The 17,501-nt window shown below is 49.6% G+C and carries 14 protein-coding genes; 5 read left to right on the top strand and 9 right to left on the bottom strand.

Annotated elements, in window-relative coordinates:
* The first annotated feature begins 30 nt into the window (after positions 1-30).
* Positions 31-1,137: a glycoside hydrolase family 88/105 protein gene (locus tag SNR34_RS15055; RefSeq protein WP_486182301.1), complete on the top strand. Its 1,107-nt coding sequence runs from the start codon at positions 31-33 to the stop codon at positions 1,135-1,137.
* Between the two features lie 267 nt (positions 1,138-1,404).
* Complete coding sequence (locus SNR34_RS15050) at positions 1,405-2,265, top strand: alpha/beta fold hydrolase (RefSeq protein WP_236413989.1); 861 nt, start codon at positions 1,405-1,407, stop codon at positions 2,263-2,265.
* A gap of 57 nt (positions 2,266-2,322) precedes the next feature.
* Here SNR34_RS15050 and SNR34_RS15045 read toward each other — a convergent pair whose 3' ends face one another.
* The 7 genes from SNR34_RS15045 to paiA all read right to left on the bottom strand — a co-directional run bounded on the left by SNR34_RS15045 (position 2,323) and on the right by paiA (position 12,709).
* The gene (locus SNR34_RS15045; RefSeq protein WP_486182300.1) at positions 2,323-4,947 is read right to left on the bottom strand and encodes a glycosylhydrolase-like jelly roll fold domain-containing protein; all 2,625 of its coding nucleotides are present in this window, start codon (positions 4,945-4,947) and stop codon (positions 2,323-2,325) included.
* A 22-nt stretch (positions 4,948-4,969) separates the two neighbouring features.
* Positions 4,970-6,532, bottom strand: a complete 1,563-nt coding sequence (locus tag SNR34_RS15040; protein ID WP_236413985.1) for a type 2 periplasmic-binding domain-containing protein — start codon at positions 6,530-6,532, stop codon at positions 4,970-4,972.
* Positions 6,533-6,591: 59 nt separating this feature from the next.
* Positions 6,592-7,461: a carbohydrate ABC transporter permease gene (locus SNR34_RS15035; protein ID WP_236413983.1), complete on the bottom strand. Its 870-nt coding sequence runs from the start codon at positions 7,459-7,461 to the stop codon at positions 6,592-6,594.
* 1 nt (position 7,462) lies between these two features.
* The gene (locus SNR34_RS15030; RefSeq protein ID WP_236413981.1) at positions 7,463-8,368 is read right to left on the bottom strand and encodes an ABC transporter permease; all 906 of its coding nucleotides are present in this window, start codon (positions 8,366-8,368) and stop codon (positions 7,463-7,465) included.
* Positions 8,369-8,524: 156 nt separating this feature from the next.
* Positions 8,525-10,108: a helix-turn-helix domain-containing protein gene (locus tag SNR34_RS15025; RefSeq protein ID WP_486182299.1), complete on the bottom strand. Its 1,584-nt coding sequence runs from the start codon at positions 10,106-10,108 to the stop codon at positions 8,525-8,527.
* A 34-nt stretch (positions 10,109-10,142) separates the two neighbouring features.
* Positions 10,143-11,966: a cache domain-containing sensor histidine kinase gene (locus tag SNR34_RS15020; protein ID WP_486182298.1), complete on the bottom strand. Its 1,824-nt coding sequence runs from the start codon at positions 11,964-11,966 to the stop codon at positions 10,143-10,145.
* Positions 11,967-12,190: 224 nt separating this feature from the next.
* Positions 12,191-12,709, bottom strand: coding sequence for a spermidine/spermine N(1)-acetyltransferase (gene paiA / locus SNR34_RS15015; protein WP_236413975.1), 519 nt, complete (start codon positions 12,707-12,709; stop codon positions 12,191-12,193).
* 151 nt (positions 12,710-12,860) lie between these two features.
* On the opposite strand from paiA, the gene SNR34_RS15010 reads away from it, so the two are divergent.
* Both SNR34_RS15010 and SNR34_RS15005 read left to right on the top strand, forming a co-directional pair.
* Positions 12,861-13,526 carry a YczE/YyaS/YitT family protein gene (locus SNR34_RS15010; RefSeq protein WP_486182297.1) on the top strand — a complete coding sequence of 222 codons (666 nt, stop codon included), beginning with the start codon at positions 12,861-12,863 and terminating at the stop codon, positions 13,524-13,526.
* Between the two features lie 159 nt (positions 13,527-13,685).
* Entirely contained in the window at positions 13,686-14,591 is a 906-nt protein-coding gene (locus tag SNR34_RS15005) for a dihydrodipicolinate synthase family protein (protein WP_486182296.1), read from the top strand.
* A gap of 223 nt (positions 14,592-14,814) precedes the next feature.
* On the opposite strand, the gene SNR34_RS15000 is transcribed toward SNR34_RS15005, so the two are convergent.
* Positions 14,815-15,735: a DMT family transporter gene (locus tag SNR34_RS15000; protein ID WP_236413970.1), complete on the bottom strand. Its 921-nt coding sequence runs from the start codon at positions 15,733-15,735 to the stop codon at positions 14,815-14,817.
* Between the two features lie 170 nt (positions 15,736-15,905).
* On the opposite strand from SNR34_RS15000, the gene SNR34_RS14995 reads away from it, so the two are divergent.
* Positions 15,906-16,805, top strand: coding sequence for a LysR family transcriptional regulator (locus SNR34_RS14995; RefSeq protein ID WP_343260639.1), 900 nt, complete (start codon positions 15,906-15,908; stop codon positions 16,803-16,805).
* Positions 16,806-16,921: 116 nt separating this feature from the next.
* Here the strand turns inward: SNR34_RS14995 and SNR34_RS14990 are convergent, their stop codons facing one another.
* On the bottom strand, positions 16,922-17,266 hold the full coding sequence (locus SNR34_RS14990) for an antibiotic biosynthesis monooxygenase (RefSeq protein ID WP_236413968.1): 345 nt from the start codon (positions 17,264-17,266) through the stop codon (positions 16,922-16,924).
* Positions 17,267-17,501: the final 235 nt, after the last annotated feature.

The raw sequence follows: 17,501 nt of genomic DNA, 5'->3' as shown, positions 1-17,501 counted from the left end.
GTACAAATAACCCAAGGAGGAAGGATACGCATGCAAACTGCTTCATCTCTAACCACCCCGATCCAATGGGCGCTCAAAGCTTGTGAAGCCTTAATGAACAAATTCGAGCCGGAGAACCTTCCGCCGGACCGTTTCCATTACCATCAAGGCGTCTTCCTGTCCGGCATGGAAAAGTGCTGGCGGCAGACCGGAGAACAGAAATTATATGACTATATGAAGGGTTGGGTCGACAGTCAGGTCCTTGAGGACGGAAGCATCAAAAAATTCAAGCCTGATGAACTGGACGACATCCAGCCCGGCGTGCTCCTTTTCACCCTTTACGAACAGACCGGAGACGAGCGGTACAAAAAAGCGCTGCATACACTTGTTCCATTGTTGAAATCTTGGCCAACGAACGAATCCGGCGGATTCTGGCACAAAGGGCATTACCCGAACCAAATGTGGCTCGACGGCTTGTACATGGCCGGACCGATTGCGGTGCAATTTGCCCACACGTTTGGTGAAAGCGAATACATCGACATGATGACCTTTCAAGCGCTGCTCATGGAGAAACATACGAAAGACCCGGTTACCGGTTTGCTGTATCATGGCTGGGACGAAACGAAGGAAGCCAAATGGGCCGATCCGGTCACTGGCCTTGCGCCGGAATTCTGGGGCCGCGCCATCGGCTGGTATCCGGTAGCGCTGCTCGAAATGTTCGAATACATGCCCGAGGATCATCCCGACAAGGAAAAGCTTGTAGCGATTGTACAGGATCTATTGATCGCACTGACGAACTTCCAGGACCCTGCCACCGGATTGTGGTATCAAGTGGTGGATAAAGGCGACCGCGCAGACAATTGGCACGAAAACTCCTGCACCGCGCTGTATGTGCACGCCATCGCCAAAGCCGTTCGGTTCGGATATTTGGACCCGCAATACTTGAAGTATGCCTGGAAGGGCTACCAAGGCGTGATTGATACGTTGAAATTTGACGACGACGGCAACGTTGTCATCGGCAACATATGCATCGGTACAGGGATTGGCGACTATGACCATTACATTGCTCGTCCTACGAGCGAAAACGACCTTCATGGAGCAGGCGCATTCATCTTGATGTGTGCGGAAATGAACTTGGCTGCCAAAGCGGCCGACTAAGAAAAGAGCCCGAAGACGGAACGTTCTTACGTCTTCGGGCTTCTTTTTATGTTTATATTTTTCACCGTTTGGCTGGATCGTCGTTTTCGATGGTTTTCAATAAGGTGGTTCACTCAACGGATCTTGGACTTTTCTTGGTCGTGGAACTACTTTGTTTGCGTTTATCGATATGCGTTTAATAGTGTATCAACACAACCGAATCGCCAAACCATAGCAGCTTGATTGCTGAACAGAGTATTTTCATTGAATAGGTGGGAGGGAACCAAAATGGGACATTACGTACAGACTGAGGACAACGTCAACATCTATGTTGAAGATATCGGTGAAGGCGTTCCGGTCATCTTTCTGCACGGCTGGCCAGCCAATCATCTGATGTTCGAGTATCAATACACGCTGCTCGCGGAGCAAGGTTACCGCTGCATCGGCGTTGATCTCCGCGGTTTTGGCAAATCCGATGCGCCGTGGGAACATTATTCGTATGACCGCATGGCGGATGACCTCCGCAGCATCATTGATGAGCTTCGCCTCGAAAACGCGGCTTTGGTCGGTTTTTCCATGGGCGGAGCGATCGCGGTTCGATATATGGCTCGCCATCAGGGTTATGGCATTCATCGGTTGTTGCTGGCCGGTGCCGCGACGCCGGTGTTTACACGGCGTCCCGGGATCGATTATGGCATGGAGCCGGACGATGTCACTTCGCAGCTTATCGATGCTGCTTACGAGAACAGGCCGGCGATGCTCAATAAATTAGGTTTGAAATTCACCCGGACCAAAACGCAGCCTGGCATGATGGTATGGCTCGAGTCTCTCTGTTATCAAGCATCCCATCATGGAACGATCAAAGCCGCCGCTTCGCTAAGGGACGAGGATCTCCGAAACGATCTGACGGCCATCAACGTTCCGACCGTTGTGTTCCACGGGCGGAAAGACAAAATCGTGCAGCCGGAATTGGGTGAACTGACAGCACAGAGCATACCGAATGCCCGCTTGGTGATGTTTGAACATAGCGGCCATGCCATGTTATTCGATGAACCGGAGAAATTCAATCGGGAATTGTTGACTTTCCTTGACGGTTCGGCAACAGACGGTCAACTGCTGCAAGCAGCAGAAGCACAGCGAAACTTGTAATTCGGCTTATTCGTCCGATGAATAGCAAAAGTCGCCATCTGGCGACTTTTTTGATTTCTATTCAAACACGACCAATTGCACGGGCCCAAGAAGGCCGCTCGGTTCCTGCTGCGCAAACGACGATAAATTGTCCCGCTGCTCTTTCACGAGCGTATTCGTCACTTCAACGACCAGACGATTGTTCCCTTTTATGAGGAATCTGCTAACGTCTAGTTGATACGGAGGACAGATTCGGACCCCTACATGCTCCCCATTCACCCATACTTCGGCCGTTTCGTACACCTCGCCTAAGTTCAGCAGAACCCGATCTGAGGTTTCACCCCATTCAACATCCGTTTCGTAGCGGAACGTTCCCGAAAATCGCGGCAAAACGTCCGGACCGCTCATGCTGCATAAGTCTTTTAACGATCCCCATGCTTCGAAATGCGGATACTTTTCCGCCCGGGACGTAGACACCGTCCATACCCTGTTAAGCTCAACAGCGATAGTAGATTTGGTTGCAGGGCAAGGCATCGCCTCAACGCTCCCTTCAACGATAGCCCCGTTTAACCAAACGACGGATTCATAGGGGGAAAGCGCGATCTCAGCCATGCTGCCGCCGTCCTTATCCTGACTGGCATCTACCCTTGTTAGCCGATTAAGAAACCCGTCATAAGCATATAACTTTCCCGACACCGGCAAATGAATCTTCGTTTGAACAGGTTGATGCGGGGATTCGTTAAAAAACATGAACACATGCAAATCGTCATGCACATAATGGTAATTCCGAAGGTATGGCAAGTCTCCCTCTGCCCGAATGTCGAAAAGTCCTTCTTTGATGAGCGAAGCTGCCAGCCCTTTCAGGCTTACGACGTTTACGCTCGGATCGCTGGCGAGCTGTGACAGTTCAGCCAACACTTGAACTCCCTCGCTCGATCGTCGAGGCAGCCCGTCGATAAAATGGACCGGCAACTCTTGCTCGGCCATTTGCGCCAAACGCTGAATCATTGCTGCCGGAAGCGCTTCTGCATAGGGTATGATCAGGCACCCGTAATCCTCCTGATGGATGTGCAGTCTTCCGCTGGTAACGCTGGCTCCTTCCAATAGAACGTCAACGGGAACGACATCGCAATCGATTTGATGCTGCATCAGCTCCTTGACCGGCTTATGAAAATACATCGATTCCCCGGACCATTCCGCTTCGGCATGATATAGTACGGCCGCAGAGGCCACATGCCTGCCTCCCGAGATCAGATGGCTGATGCGGTTGATATATTGATTCAGCACTTTATAGTAGCGATATTGCGGATTTTTCCCGCTGGCATACATATGCGGCGGATGATCCGGGTCCGGGAATGCTTTCTGGGTAAACGCATGCGGAACAAAGTGGTTAACCCCCCTCACAAGCATATGGTCGGTAAGCCATTTCATCAATTTCAAACCTTCCGTCCAGCCGTATGCCCCATATAGTTCACACATCGTCCGGCCTTTTTTTTTCGGGTCCATATGACTGAGTGACACACCGAGCTTGCCGAGACCATAGTGGAAAAACTCGCTGTCCGTCTCGCCTGCCTTCCATCGGAATGGCAGTTCGTCGAAACCGGGAACGATCTGCCATAACACAACGTCAAGGCCAGACATATCCTGTCCCCACATCGAGCGAAAAAAGTGTCCGGCACCTGCTGCCAATCGCGCATGAATGTTGTTGTCCTCCAGCACGTGTCCGATGTATTCCACGCCCCGCTCCCGGCACCAATCTCCGATCTGGCTGCAGAAATGGTCCGCGTACAGCTGACTAACGGCATTCATGTAGGCATACCTTACCTTGCTGGACGCTTCTCCGGCATCATGCCACAACAAATGCAGCTGCTGCTGGTAATCGGGACCCAACGACCGCTTGAGCAAACCGGGCATGTCGCGGCTCCAGGGCAGCGGCACTCCCGGTTTCCCCGGCTTCGAGTCGAAATCGAACGTTTCCGGATCGTTATAAAATCCGGGCTCGTCGGAAAAAAAGCCTGCCAGCGTTTGTCCGAAATCTTCACGATATCGTTCGAAGAACGCCTCATACACCGTGTCGATCAAAATACGGGTCGAATCCCGGTCCAGCGGATTCAAGTAATGCTCTTGTTTTTTGCTGCCGCCATCCGGATTCACCGAAATGACAAACACGCGCCAGAATCCTGCAGGAATGTCCCAGTACAAAATTCCATCCTGAACGAGTCCGGTAAGATCAACTGCAGCACCGCATAGCCCCCCGTTTATGGAGTCCCTTTGCACGGCCACGGCGGATATCAATTCATTGTTGCCGTTCACCAGCATCGGTTCCAGCAGCAGCGAAGCCCCTGTTGCCGGTCCCAACGTGTCGATGTGCCTCTCCGCCAGAAACTTGCGATGCAGTTCCGCGGGAGCCTGTTTGACCCTCCCTCCTGCGTGTCCCGTAGGAAAGTGATCGTCATCAAGAATCCATACCTTCATGCCTCGATTTCGGGCTTCATCCATAATGACATTCATATCCTCCCACCATTTCGGTCCCAGAAAATCCGGATGGGGTCGGGATTCGACGCATACCGCTCCGATCCCGGCTTCATGCACGCGAGCGATCTCTTGCCGAATCGTCTGTTCATCCTCTCCGTGCTGCCATAGAAAAGGAAGAATATAATTGCTTTCCCGACCATCAAGCACATCTTGTAATCGATGGTTCATTGCTTTTCCCCCTGTTCGAAGGTTACTTTTTCACTTTGGCATGCCATTCCCTGGCCCGTTTCGTCACTTCTTCCCCACCTGACTGATACCACTTTTCGACAAACTCATCGAACTTGCTGATCGGGTACTGTCCCAAAATGATTTTGGTAGCGTATTCCACATACAATGTGCGGTTGTTGATGTCGGGGAAACCGTCGTAAATGCTGGCCGGCATGCCGTCTCCCGCAATGACTTTGGCATACTTTTGCGCTTCCTTCATATTTCGTGTGACTTGATCAATGGCCCATTTGCTTTCCTCGGAGGCCGTGCTGTTGAGCAATTCCATCGTAAAATCAAGCGTTGCTAACGATGATGAAGTATTCAAAATCATATTTTCCTGGCTGCTCTTGTCGTCGGGGAGTCTGACGGCTTTGCCGTCCTTCATTTCGTAATGCATACCTTCCACGCCGAGGAACAAGTCCTTCCAAATTTCTTTGTTATACATGTTGTTGAGCAGCTTCAACGTCGCCATAAGTTTGTCCTCGTCCTTGTTGTTCTTCACGACCCACTGCGGCGGCGCAAACCTTTTCATCGTGTAGAACCCTTCATAGCCCTCGACTTTCGGTACAGGCAGCACGGTAAAGTCGGCCTTCACGCCAGTATTCTTGTTCAGATTCTCCAAAACCAAATTTCCGCTCTCGACCCAATGAAAATAGTTCCCTGCCTTGTCCGATTGAATCTTGCCGTCCCACTTGTCTTTGGTGTTCAACAACGATTCTTTGTCGATCAGCCCTTCTTGATAGAGCTTGGCGATAAATTCCAAGGCGGCTTTCATATTCGGAGTCACTGCGGCATACGTCAATTCGCCGTCATAGATGTCCCACTCCGGATAACCTTCGAACATCGCTACGCCATACATGGCAAACAAATGGTCCATCCAGCGCGCCTGTTCGCGGCCACCGGTCGGAAGTTCATCCTTTTGGCCGTTGCCGTTCGGGTCCATATCCCGAAATGCTTTCAGCACATTGACGTATTCGTCTTGGGTCGTCGGCATGGACAGCCCGAGCTTGTCGAGCCAATCCTGGCGGATCAGGCCGGCATAACGTCCGTATTCCACGACACCAGGAATATAATAAATTTTGCCCTGGCCGGTCGGATCGTTTGCTTTCACCACATCCCACATTTCCTGGGGAATAGCTTCCCACACGTTAGGCGCATGCTTTGGCAAAAGTTCCGTCAAATCGGCAATCGCGCCGTTTTTGGCCAAGCTGTCCTCAATGCCTTGCTGCGGGATAAAAAGATCGGGCATTTCGTTCGCGGCGATCTTCAGGTTCAGCTGATTCAGGTAATTGGTGCCGCCGTTCCACTCTACGTACGGATTAATTACGCCAACGCCAAGTTTTTCTTTGTAAAACTCGTAGAGCTTGCTGCCTTTGGTCACCGCTTTGTACCCGATGTTCGTTCCCCATACCTCCAAGTCGATCACGCCATCCCCGCTGCCGGAAGCTGGAGCCTCGGAAGAAGTACTGCTCCCGCTGCAAGCCGTAACCGTAGAGATCGCAAGCACGCTTGCCGCAAGCACCATACAGAACTTTTTAAGATTCATGCTGTATTCCCCCTATTCATAGATTTATAGTTTAGGTGTAGCCAACCGCAGACTTTGCTTCAGCCTTTCACGGAGCCGATCATGGCGCCTTTGACAAAGTATTTTTGCAGGAAAGGATAGACCACAATGATCGGGAGAATCGCAAAGATGACGGTAGTCGCTCTTAGGGTCCGTTCATTGTAGTTCAGGTCCACCGTGGAGGCAGCTCCGGCCATAATGACGCTGTCATCCGTAATGAATTGCCGAATCTTGATCTGAAGCGGAAACCAGTTGGCGTCTTGCAGAAAAAACAATGGATGCTGGAACTGATTCCATAACACTACGCCATAGAACAGGGCAAGCGTTGCAAGTACGGCTTTGGATAACGGGAGCACGAATTGGAACAGCATGCGGAAATATCCGCAGCCTTCCAAGAAGGCCGCTTCCTCCAACTCTTTGGAAAATTGCTTGAAGAACGTTCTCATGATGATTAGATTGAACGGGTTCAGGATGTGAGGCAAGATCAGCACCAATGGATTATCGTACAGGCCGATGCTGCGAACCGTCAGGAAATAAGGCACGATCGGCGCTTTGAAGATCATCGCAATGACCACGGCCACCATCAGGAATGAACCCCAGCGGAACTCCGACTTGGAGAGCGGGTATGCAAACAAAGCAGTCATGATCAATGCCAGCACGGTTCCGATTAACGTTGAGCCGAGCGTAATGAAGAAAGATTTCCACAGATCGGGACGGTCGAAAATGTACTTCCACGAATCCAGCGTAAACTGCTTGGGCCACAAGGTGACCAGATTCATGTCCACAACGCTTTTCGAGCTGAATGAGGTCGCGATCACGGATAGAAGCGGGATGATGGCCACAATGGAAAATAGAATGAGAAAGACGGTAATCGACGTGGTGAACACTTTTTCGCTTCTCGATTCGAGCATGTTACCAGAGCCCCCCGTCCGATACTTTTTTCGACAGCCTGTTGAAGACGTATACCATCATGAATCCAATGACTGACTGAAACAGGCCGACCGCCGTCGCAAAACTGTACTGAGCCTGCTGAATGCCCGTTCGGAATACGTACGTGTCCAGAATATCTCCCACGTTATAGGTCATCGGCGTGAGCAGGTTATACACCTGATCGAAGCCCAGGTCCAGGAAATTCCCGATTTCGAGCAAAAACAGCACCGTCACGGTTGGCAAAAGGAGCGGGAACGTAATGTGGCGAATCTGTTTGAACTTGGATGCCCCGTCGATCATCGCCGATTCATACAGCTGCGGATCGATCGCACTGATGGCCGCCATATACACCACGGTCCCCCACCCGGCATCCCTCCATATCGAAGACAGGGCATAAATCGGCCGAAAATAGGCGCTCTCCTGCATGGCCAAAACCGCTTCTCCCCCAAACCAGCCGATGACCGTATTGAATAATCCGCTTAACGAAAAGAAATCGAACAGAATGCCCCCCACGATAACCCATGATAAAAAGTGCGGGATGTACAGCGCGGTCTGGATTCCTTTCTTCAATGCTGATTTTCGGATTTCATTGATCATCAACGCGAGGATCACCGGGACCGGAAACACGATGACCAGCTTAAGCAGCCCCAGCATCAGTGTGTTGCCGAATACACGAGCGAAGTCCGGATGGTGAAGCAGCGTGTTAAAATGCTTGAGTCCTACCCAAGGGCTATCCACAAATCCTTGGAAAACCGAGTAGTCTTTGAAGGCAATGACCGCGCCGCCCAAGGGAATGAATTTGAAAACGATGAGAAAAACGATTCCCGGAATGGCCATCACATACAAGGGCCAATAGACTTTCATACGATGGAACGCAATAGACTTCAAGTCCTTCCTCCTCCCTGGCATCTCTTGGATGAATTCGCTTACATGCTAACTATACAATTCGAATGAACCTCTCTCAATTGGGCATTTTTAAGTTTAAACACGCTATTTTTAAGGTGAAAAAAAACACCCCTTTCGGAGTGGCAAGTGAACATTCGCTTAATTCGTCGGCAAGTTTTTGCGATATTCCCGCGGTTTGCAGCCGGTCAGCTTTTCGAACATCCGGGCAAAGTGCTGCGCATCGGAATAACCTACCTTATGGCAAATTTCGTATATCTTCAAATCGGTATTCTCCAGCAGCTCCCTGGCTTTGTCGATCCGGATACGGGTCAAAAAATTCAGGTAAGTCTCCCCTGTCTTTTGTTTAAAAAACTGGCTCAGGTAATACGGATTCATATAAAAACGTGCGGCCAATTCCGCAAGGCCAAGCGGTTGATTGTAGTGCTCCGCGATATATTCCTGCATCTCCGTAATCATGTCTTTCTTTTTGGGCACATGGTGTTCCAGCTTGAACCCGATGATGCCGCGAAAGGTTTGAATCATCCACGTTTCCAGCTCTGCCAGCGTTCGAAACCGCGAAATGCCCTCCAACGAAAGAATATGGCGTCCCAAAGACTCATTCTGCTGCAGCTGCTGGAAAGACATCTTGCGAGTGCTTGCCACAAGGATGTGCAGACACTTTAACTGTAAATCCTGCAGTCCCATGTTGGCCCCTGCCTCCATCCATCGAAAAATCTCGCGGATCACGCCTGTGCATTCCGCCTCCTCCATGTTATCGAGCGCACTTTCCAGTTTATTGATAAAATGCTCGGGTACCGGCTGGCTGCTTTCGCCCGAGTTAACGATCTCCGTGAACGGAATGACGGCGCTCCCGCCTTTGATGACTTTATAACTCAGTGCCATCCGGGCTTCCTCAAACGATTGACCGATGCCTTCTGCACGTTCCTGCACGGAACCGATGCCAATCGCGATGGATAAGTTCAGATCACGATGCACATCCTCTCTCAGATTGCGCGTCGAACGCACCAGTTCACCATAGCCAATCACTCCGCCATGCGCAATCAACACAGCAATTTGGGGACCCGAATATCGGAACCGGTAGACGCCCTCGTACCTCTTTAAAGCCAGATCAATGCGCTGATACAACGGTTCCAAACCCGACTCTTTCAGAACATCGACAGGCCCGTGGAATTCGATCATCATCGACGTGAAAACCTTGTTGTCTCTAGGGATTTGGGCGATCTGAAGCAGTTCCTGTACAAGTTCCGCATGACCGCCGCCAAGTTCAAGGATGTTCCGCAAAGCTTCTTCCTGATTCCGGCCGAGAACCTCTTGTTTCAGCTGTTTCATTTCCTGCTGGGAGTCATTGTCCGCACGGATTTCTTCGATGGCCTGGCGAACGCAATCGCGCAGCTCCTCTTCCTCAACCGGTTTGTTCATATAGAACCTTACGCCGAGCCGCATGCCTGTCCTTGCATATTCAAAGTCGGCATATCCGCTGAGCAAAATAAACTTTGCCGTGCAGCTGCTTTGCTTCAGGGCTTGGATCATCTCCAGGCCGCCCGCCTGCGGCATGCGTATGTCTGTTATGACGATATCCGGCTTCCTTTTCTGAATGATATCCATGCCTTCCAACCCGTTATAGGCAGTCCCCACAATTTCGCATTCCGGAATGTATCGATGGATCATTTTTTTAAGACCTTCCACAATGCCTTTTTCGTCGTCCACCACGATAATTTTCATCCAAGCACACCACCTTCGGTCATTTCAAACCAACTTACGAATTATGTTTGGGGATCAGAATCTCGACGGTTGTTCCATTCATGCTTTCCGACATCATCGTTAATTCGTACGCATCGCCATAATTGAGCTTGATTCGCTCCGAAATGTTTTGCAATCCCAGCCCTTTTTCTGCAGATTCCTCCTCCTGCTCCAACTTGGATTTGTTCGTACCGGCTTCCTTCAACGACTGTTGAATCTCCATCCATTTGTCCGAAGTGATGCCGCTCCCGTTGTCCGAAATCCGGAACAGGAGGTCCCCATCTTTCGTCCAGCTTCCCGTAATGGTGATCGTCAATTTGCGGCTGTAGTCGATAAATCCGTGGTTGATGCTATTTTCAACGATGGGCTGAAAAATCAATGGAATGATGCTGCACTCCAACATTTCGTCCGGGATATCAATCACCCATTCGAACGTATGATCGAAACGCATGTTCTGAAGCTGCAAATAATTGATCGTATAATCCAGTTCATTTTTCACGGAATGGCGTTTTCCTTCTTTGCCCAAGGTCAAACGAAACATGCGAGCCAAAATTTTAATCATTCCGGCAGTTTCTTCGTCATCGTTCACCAGCGCTTTCATGCGGATGGATTCCAGGGTGTTGTACAGCATGTGGGGATTGATCTGATTTTGAAGTGCGGTGAGCTTCGCTTGACGCTGCTTGATTTCGGCCATGTACACGTCTTCGATCAATGCCTTGATCGTGCGGATCATTTTGTTGTAGCTGTGCACCAGGCCGCCGATTTCGTCGTTGGTATGCTCTTTTTCGATCGGATGATAATTTCCCATTTCCGCTTGTTTCATACTTCTGCGCAGACGAATGATCGGCCGGGTAATTCTATGGCTTAACCAAAATGAGATGAGGACAACAATCAGGCAGCTGACCAGAATCACGATGGTGCTCATGCCTTTGATCTGATTGATCTTTTGCAGGAGCTTTGACCGTGGAATATCGGTTTGGATGTTTAGTTCCCCCCCGGCAGTGCTGCCGGATAAGCGGATCTGGTCTTTGCTGCCGCTTTCGCCAATAAGCTCCGATTTCAATCCGATCCATTCTTCCCACGGAATTTGGCCGCTGGCCGCGTCGGAATGGTACACGATTTCTCCTTGCCGGTTGTAAATGACGACATTGATGCCATATTTGTCCCTGGTCGTGATAAATTCGTGATCGAGCTGCAGCAATGCAAAGGGATCGAGGTCGATCAGCAGCAAGCCTGCATACGCACCATTAGAGTTATATAACACTCTTCCCAACGTCACGACGGCCCCCGCACCTTGATCTTCATAATAGGAACGGTCATGCAAACCGGTAATGAAAAAGGTTTCGTTTAAACTCTGGATTCCTTGGTACCACGCTTGGGAAAGCAGCCTCTTTTCGTTCACCCTGCTTGTTGTCGTTGTGTACTGATACACGTGGTGATCCCGGCTGATCAGCATCACCGTGCCAATCTCGGATTTGAGCATCGCGACCCGCATCAGCAGTTGCTGTACGGCGACCCTTTGATTGACCACCTCGTCCATGGGCATGTTCCGCTCTTCTCCGAGGTTGTAAATCAGCTGGTTGTCGACCAGCACCGACTTCGTGACTTTATCATATTCCTTGATGAATTCGTTCAACGAAGACTTGATTTGTGACGTGTACAGCGAAGCGAACTCTTCCGAGGAATCTTCGAGCGTAGCAGCGGAGTGTCGAAAAATGAATACGCTTACAATTAATAACGGAACAATGCATGCCAGCAAATAACTGATCAGCAATTTGTTTTGAAACCGCAAGTTTCCAATCCATGACCCCGACCTTTTGATCCGGTGATTGCGCTCCATCCGCAGACCTTCCTTTGTTTAAATTGTGGAGTTTCTGAACCATCCTCTTCAATGTCGTTACTTTACCGTTTATTGCTATATCTTGTAAAGCTTTTTATCATGCCATAGGTTAGCGATGGGAGAATGGGGTGAGAAAAGCCTCTGTTAAAACACGTAAAAATAGGGCACGCCAATGCGTACCCCATTACACTATTACTCTACTACCCTATTGATCCGACGAGGAACTAAACGAGGTTTTTGGTCATAATCAAATCCGTTTGTTCTTCATCTCCCATGTAGAAAGCGTGCGCCCCCGTTTGAATAAACCCCATTTTTTCATAAAAAGCGATCGCGTTTTCGTTTTTCTCCCATACGCCCAGCCAAATTTTCTTTTTATCCTGTTTCCTGGCGATCTCGATCGCTTGGTTCAGCAGGTATTTGCCAAGCCCATGTTTTTGAAAATCGCGCTTAATATAGATTCTTTCGACCTCAAGCGAATCGTTACCCATATTTTCGGTTTGCGCGTCACTTGTATTCATCTTCATATATCCCGCAAGCTGCTCATTGAAATAGATGAAATAAAAGTCCGACGAGTCGTTGGCCATCTCCTTCTCCAACTGCTTCAGATTAAACGCTTTATCCAGATAAGCTTTCATGTTTTCAGGGGAATTCTGATCTTTAAATGTCTCGTTGAACGTTTGAATGCTCAGTTCCTGAAGCAATTGTACATCGTTGAGGTTGGCTTTTGTCCACTGTATCGCCATGGTATCGGTTCACTCCTAGATCATTCAAAGTCTTTGGTGTTTTTCCGTTCTATATTTTTGTTGCAAATGCAACGAGCAATGGAATATATTTAATGTATATTATTTTTGTTGAGTTTGCAACAAAAATTTAGAGTGATGGGGTCGAGTCAATATGAAGTTTGTATTTTACGTCATCGGTATTTTCGTGTTAACGCTGGGCATCGCTCTCACCATCCAATCGGATCTTGGAACGTCGCCTTTTGATGCCCTTTTGGTCGGACTTTCCGAAAATGTTGGACTTACGGTAGGCAGTTGGGAGATCATCGTTGCTTTGATGTTAATAGGCTGCAATGCACTGTTAAGCCAACGAAGACCGGAAATATTAGGATTGCTGACAGCCATGATCACAGGCTTCGGGATCGATCTGTGGCTTTTTCTGCTGCACGGCTGGCCGGGGTCTGAGTTGTGGCCGGGTCAATGGGTTTGTTTTGCATTCGGCCTCATCGTTATCGGGCTGGGCACGGCTACGTATTTATACACCAACTTTGCGCCGATTCCGGTAGACCGGTTAACGTTGATTATTCGGGATTTGACAAAAACCAACCTGTTTTTCGCGAGAACTTTGGTTTACCTGGCCTTTTTGCTGGTTGCAATCCTTTTAAAAGGGCCGATCGGAATCGGAACGATATTAACGGTATGTTTCGGAGGATTGCTTCTGAACTTTTTTATGCCCATCATTCGCAAAGGTTTGGGTGGCATATGTTCTCGATCGGTCACGCCGACCTTCCGGGAATCCGATGAAAAATGCGAACGCTCCGCTTCTCCAGATTCTTTCTGACCTCTCCGTTATCGTGTAAATGTTTAGTTCAACCTATATAGCAAGTTTGCTTGTGGTAGTAAAAATTGGCCTAGTTATTTATCTCATTATTGGTACTGTGAATCAGTCCATTTTGTTTATACAATTTGTCGAGATTCAAGATATAAGGAGTGTGGCTTGATGTTCCATGGATTATCCGCTTTTCCGCTTACCCCGTTAAACGAGGCAGGCATTCATGACAACGAATTTGCGGGATTGGTTCAGCGATTGGTTGCCGCTGGCGTCGATTCGATCGGCGCGCTTGGTTCGACGGGAAACTATGCCTATTTGAACCGGGAAGAACGTTTGCGGGTCCTTAAACTTGCCGTCAAGACGGCTGAAGGCATTCCCGTAATGACAAGCATAAGCGCGCTTCGGACGCTTGACGTGCTTCGCTTGGCGGAGGACGCACAAGAAGCAGGAGCAAAGGGAGTGCTGCTGGCGCCCGTCTCTTATCAAGCGCTTACGGATGAAGAGGTTTATTTGTTGTATGAACAGGTCACGAATGCGTTATCCATTCCCTTGTGCGTTTACGATAATCCGTCAACGACGCATTTTCACTTTAGCGACGAACTCCACGGAAGAATTTCCAGGTTGCCGTTTGTTCGTTCGATCAAAATTCCCGGCGTCCCCTCTGAGCCTGAAAAGGCCAAGGCGCGCATTGATCAATTGAGGTCCATCATCCCTTCCCATGTTTCGATCGGCGTAAGTGGCGATCCGTTTGCTGCCACCGGCTTGAATGCAGGATGCGACGCATGGTACTCGGTTCTCGGAGGTTTGTTTCCAAAAACATGCCTCAGCATCACTCGATTGGCCCTGAGCGGCCGTGCGGACGAAGCCAAGCTCAGCTCGGCGCGGCTTGAACCGATTTGGGCGCTATTTCGTCAATACGGCAGTCTTCGGGTCGCTTCGGCATCGGCAGAAATTCTCGGCTTGATCTCAAGCCCTAGTCTCCCGCTTCCGCTGCAACCATTGAATTCTTCAGCACGGGAGGGATTAAAGTCGACTCTTAAAGACCTTCAATCCTATGAAGAAGCACATGAGTGAGTCGGATCGAAAAAGCGGTATTTGACCAATGAGAAGATTGGAATCACAGCGTTAAAGCGAAACATGCAGAAGACCCGAATTCGTTGGAATTCGGGTCTTCTTTCGCCTTCATTTGACTGCACGGATCGCCGTTGCGATTATATTTTCGCCATTATACCATGTCTTTCTTGCGAATGGGCATACATCAGTCTGGATACAACGATTCTTAACCACGAAAAATGGGTTATACCGTTCTGCCGGTTCGCTTCCACAGCGTCCTGCCTTTTCCTCTCCGGGCCATCAGATTGGCCGAAAGCAGCATGCCCACGATGACGATCACGCCGCCGACGATTTGTGAAATCAGCAGCTGCTGGCCAAGAATCACGGAAAGAATCGCGGTAAAGATGGGCATCAAATTCATCGTAATGCTGGCTTTGCCCGGTCCAAGTTCCTTAACACCTTGGTTCCAGAACAGAAATGATCCAATGGAAGGGAACAAGCCCAAATAGATGACGCCTGTGATGCCCGAAGATGTGATGTGCTCCGTAGGCAATGGTTGTAGAAACAGAAGCGGTACCATGCATATGACGCCTATAAACGCCGTAAACGCTACAAATGTGATCGGCGGAAGATGCTGGGCCCGTTTGCCGATCAGCGAATACATGGCCCACAGAAATACGGCCGCGAACATGATGCCGTCCCCCTGGTTGTAATGCGTGTTGAATACACCCAGCAAATGTCCTTTGGTCAACACCGTCAGCACGCCCAAAAAAGACAACACCAGCCCCACTCCCTGCCACCCGGTAATGTTCTCTTTGAGAAATAACAGCGAAAGGATAATCATGACGGCCGGAGTCAAACTGTTGATCAAACTTCCGTTCGTCGACGAAGTGTACCGGAGTGCTGTATAGGTGAGAAGGGTATAGAGAACAACGCCCACCACTGAAAGGAATAGCAGCACGCCCCAGTTGTTCTTCCATACTTTCACCCAATTCGGCTTCTCCGCCAGCTGCGCCAGCGGAATCAACACCAAAGCCGCGATGCCCCACCGCAAAAAGGACGCCCAGACCGGCGGGAAATCAGACGTTACCGCTTTGCCGAAAATCAGGTTTCCGGCCCAAAACAGATTCGCCAGTATTAAAAATAGCCAAGCTTTTGCTTTCATTTGATCCTGCTCCCATCCATGTAATATTACAGATCCCGGCACTACAGTGCCGGGTTTAGCCACTGGCAATGCTGTGTTTTGCTTCTTCCCTCTTGCTTGATAAACATGATACAATACGCTGTAGCATAAATAAAATGAATATAAATCATGAAGGGGATACCATTTTTGATATGAACAGATCATTGCTGCAGCTCATCGTCTCCATTTCGGAGACACGCAGTTTCACGATTGCCGGCGAGAAAATGAATATGACCCAACCTGCCGTCAGCCGTGCGGTCACTACGCTGGAACGCGAGCTTGGCGTCACGCTGTTGATTCGGGATCGGCGAAACGGCGTTGCGCTCACGCCGGTCGGCGAACGGATCGTCCGCATTTTTCGGGAAATTCTTCAAGGTTACGATAAAGTCGATCAGGAAATATCCAGCGAAAAAGGGGTGGAGACCGGCTCAGTGCGCATCGGCGCTTTCCCCGTAGCCTCGTCCTACTTTGTCCCGAAGCTGATCAGCCGGATCAAAAAGCTTTATCCAAAGCTGGAGTTCAGCATCGTGGAAGGTACCATTACCGAAGTTCAGTCCTGGTTGGACAATCGGCAAATCGATGTCGGTCTGTTGATTCCTTCGGATCAAACCTCCCATTCTTTTCCGCTTTACAGAGAAGGTATCTATGCCGTGATGAGAGACGACCATCCACTGGCGAAGAAGGATGTGATTACCCCCCAAGATTTACGAGGGGAACCCATGCTGCTGTGGAAAGCAGGATATGAACCGCCTGTCCTGAAGTGGTTTGAAAGCGCCGGAGAAACGCCCCGAGTGGAATACATCCTCTATAATTACAGAACCTCGCTGCAAATGATCCTGGCAGGCGAAGGTCTGGCGGTCATGTCGGAGCTTTCCCTTCTGGACCTGCCGCAGGGCATTACGGTCAAACGGCTCTCTCCCTCGGCCTATCGTGACATCCATATGGCCACCGGTCCCGTGGAGGATTGTACCATTGCCGTAAAGACGTTTATCGACGTTGCGCGAAAATCATTCCCTTTTCAAGCGGAACACGCGCCCTTGATTGATGTATGAACGCTCTGAACATTCTGAGCGTGGAAAAAGGCAACAAAAAGAAGCATGCATCGAAAAGGATGCATGCTTTTTCTTATACCAACATTTTCAAGGTGAAGGCACTGCCCTTCCAAACGCTATGCGTTAACTTCTCCGCTCACGGACCCGCTTCCGTTCTTCACCGTTTGCACTTCATACATGTTCACCGTCGTACTGATCAGATACGCCGGTTTTTCCTGGTTTCTTTTTTCCCGGTGTCCCTTGATGTGTGCATCGCTCTTCTCCCAATTTTTCCAGGCCTCCTCCGATTCCCAGCGGATGATGATCAGGACTTCTTCTTGTTCTTTGCTCTTCTTGTTGACCATCACGCTGAAATCAATCAGGCCTGGCATGTCCACAACAGGGGTTGGACCGCTGAAACGTTCTACGACTTGGTTACTGTACCCTTTCTCGACAAGGATGCTTCGGGTTTGGATTAACATTCGATATTCCTCCTGGATGCCATGGCTTGCCCGTGCTTTCGTTCGAGGTTTGCCGGCACAATGATATAGTCTCTGTTAACTATATTAACCCAACTGAAAATGATTATCAATGAGAGAGCGGATTGTTATCCACAGCGTTGTCTCACACCCGTTCACTGCAAGCGCTGTACCACCTTTCGATCTTTGTTATCTTACGGCTTATATAAAAGGTTTTCGAAAACAAGAAAATGATCGA

This window comes from Paenibacillus sp. XP01, from assembly GCF_057364885.1.
Note: the sequence above shows the minus strand (reverse complement) of the source record. Positions and strands in the feature narration are given on the sequence as shown.

Excerpts from the sequence above, each read along its gene's own strand:
- SNR34_RS14995 (WP_343260639.1), top strand. The coding sequence starts at position 15,906 with ATGAACAGATCATTGCTGCAGCTCATCGTCTCCATTTCGGAGACACGC.
- SNR34_RS15025 (WP_486182299.1), bottom strand. The coding sequence starts at position 10,108 with ATGAAAATTATCGTGGTGGACGACGAAAAAGGCATTGTGGAAGGTCTT.
- SNR34_RS15035 (WP_236413983.1), bottom strand. The coding sequence starts at position 7,461 with ATGCTCGAATCGAGAAGCGAAAAAGTGTTCACCACGTCGATTACCGTC.
- SNR34_RS15040 (WP_236413985.1), bottom strand. The coding sequence starts at position 6,532 with ATGAATCTTAAAAAGTTCTGTATGGTGCTTGCGGCAAGCGTGCTTGCG.
- SNR34_RS15005 (WP_486182296.1), top strand. The coding sequence starts at position 13,686 with ATGTTCCATGGATTATCCGCTTTTCCGCTTACCCCGTTAAACGAGGCA.
- SNR34_RS14990 (WP_236413968.1), bottom strand. The coding sequence starts at position 17,266 with ATGTTAATCCAAACCCGAAGCATCCTTGTCGAGAAAGGGTACAGTAAC.
- SNR34_RS15020 (WP_486182298.1), bottom strand. The coding sequence starts at position 11,966 with ATGGAGCGCAATCACCGGATCAAAAGGTCGGGGTCATGGATTGGAAAC.
- SNR34_RS15055 (WP_486182301.1), top strand. The coding sequence starts at position 31 with ATGCAAACTGCTTCATCTCTAACCACCCCGATCCAATGGGCGCTCAAA.
- paiA (WP_236413975.1), bottom strand. The coding sequence starts at position 12,709 with ATGGCGATACAGTGGACAAAAGCCAACCTCAACGATGTACAATTGCTT.
- SNR34_RS15050 (WP_236413989.1), top strand. The coding sequence starts at position 1,405 with ATGGGACATTACGTACAGACTGAGGACAACGTCAACATCTATGTTGAA.
- SNR34_RS15000 (WP_236413970.1), bottom strand. The coding sequence starts at position 15,735 with ATGAAAGCAAAAGCTTGGCTATTTTTAATACTGGCGAATCTGTTTTGG.
- SNR34_RS15045 (WP_486182300.1), bottom strand. The coding sequence starts at position 4,947 with ATGAACCATCGATTACAAGATGTGCTTGATGGTCGGGAAAGCAATTAT.
- SNR34_RS15010 (WP_486182297.1), top strand. The coding sequence starts at position 12,861 with ATGAAGTTTGTATTTTACGTCATCGGTATTTTCGTGTTAACGCTGGGC.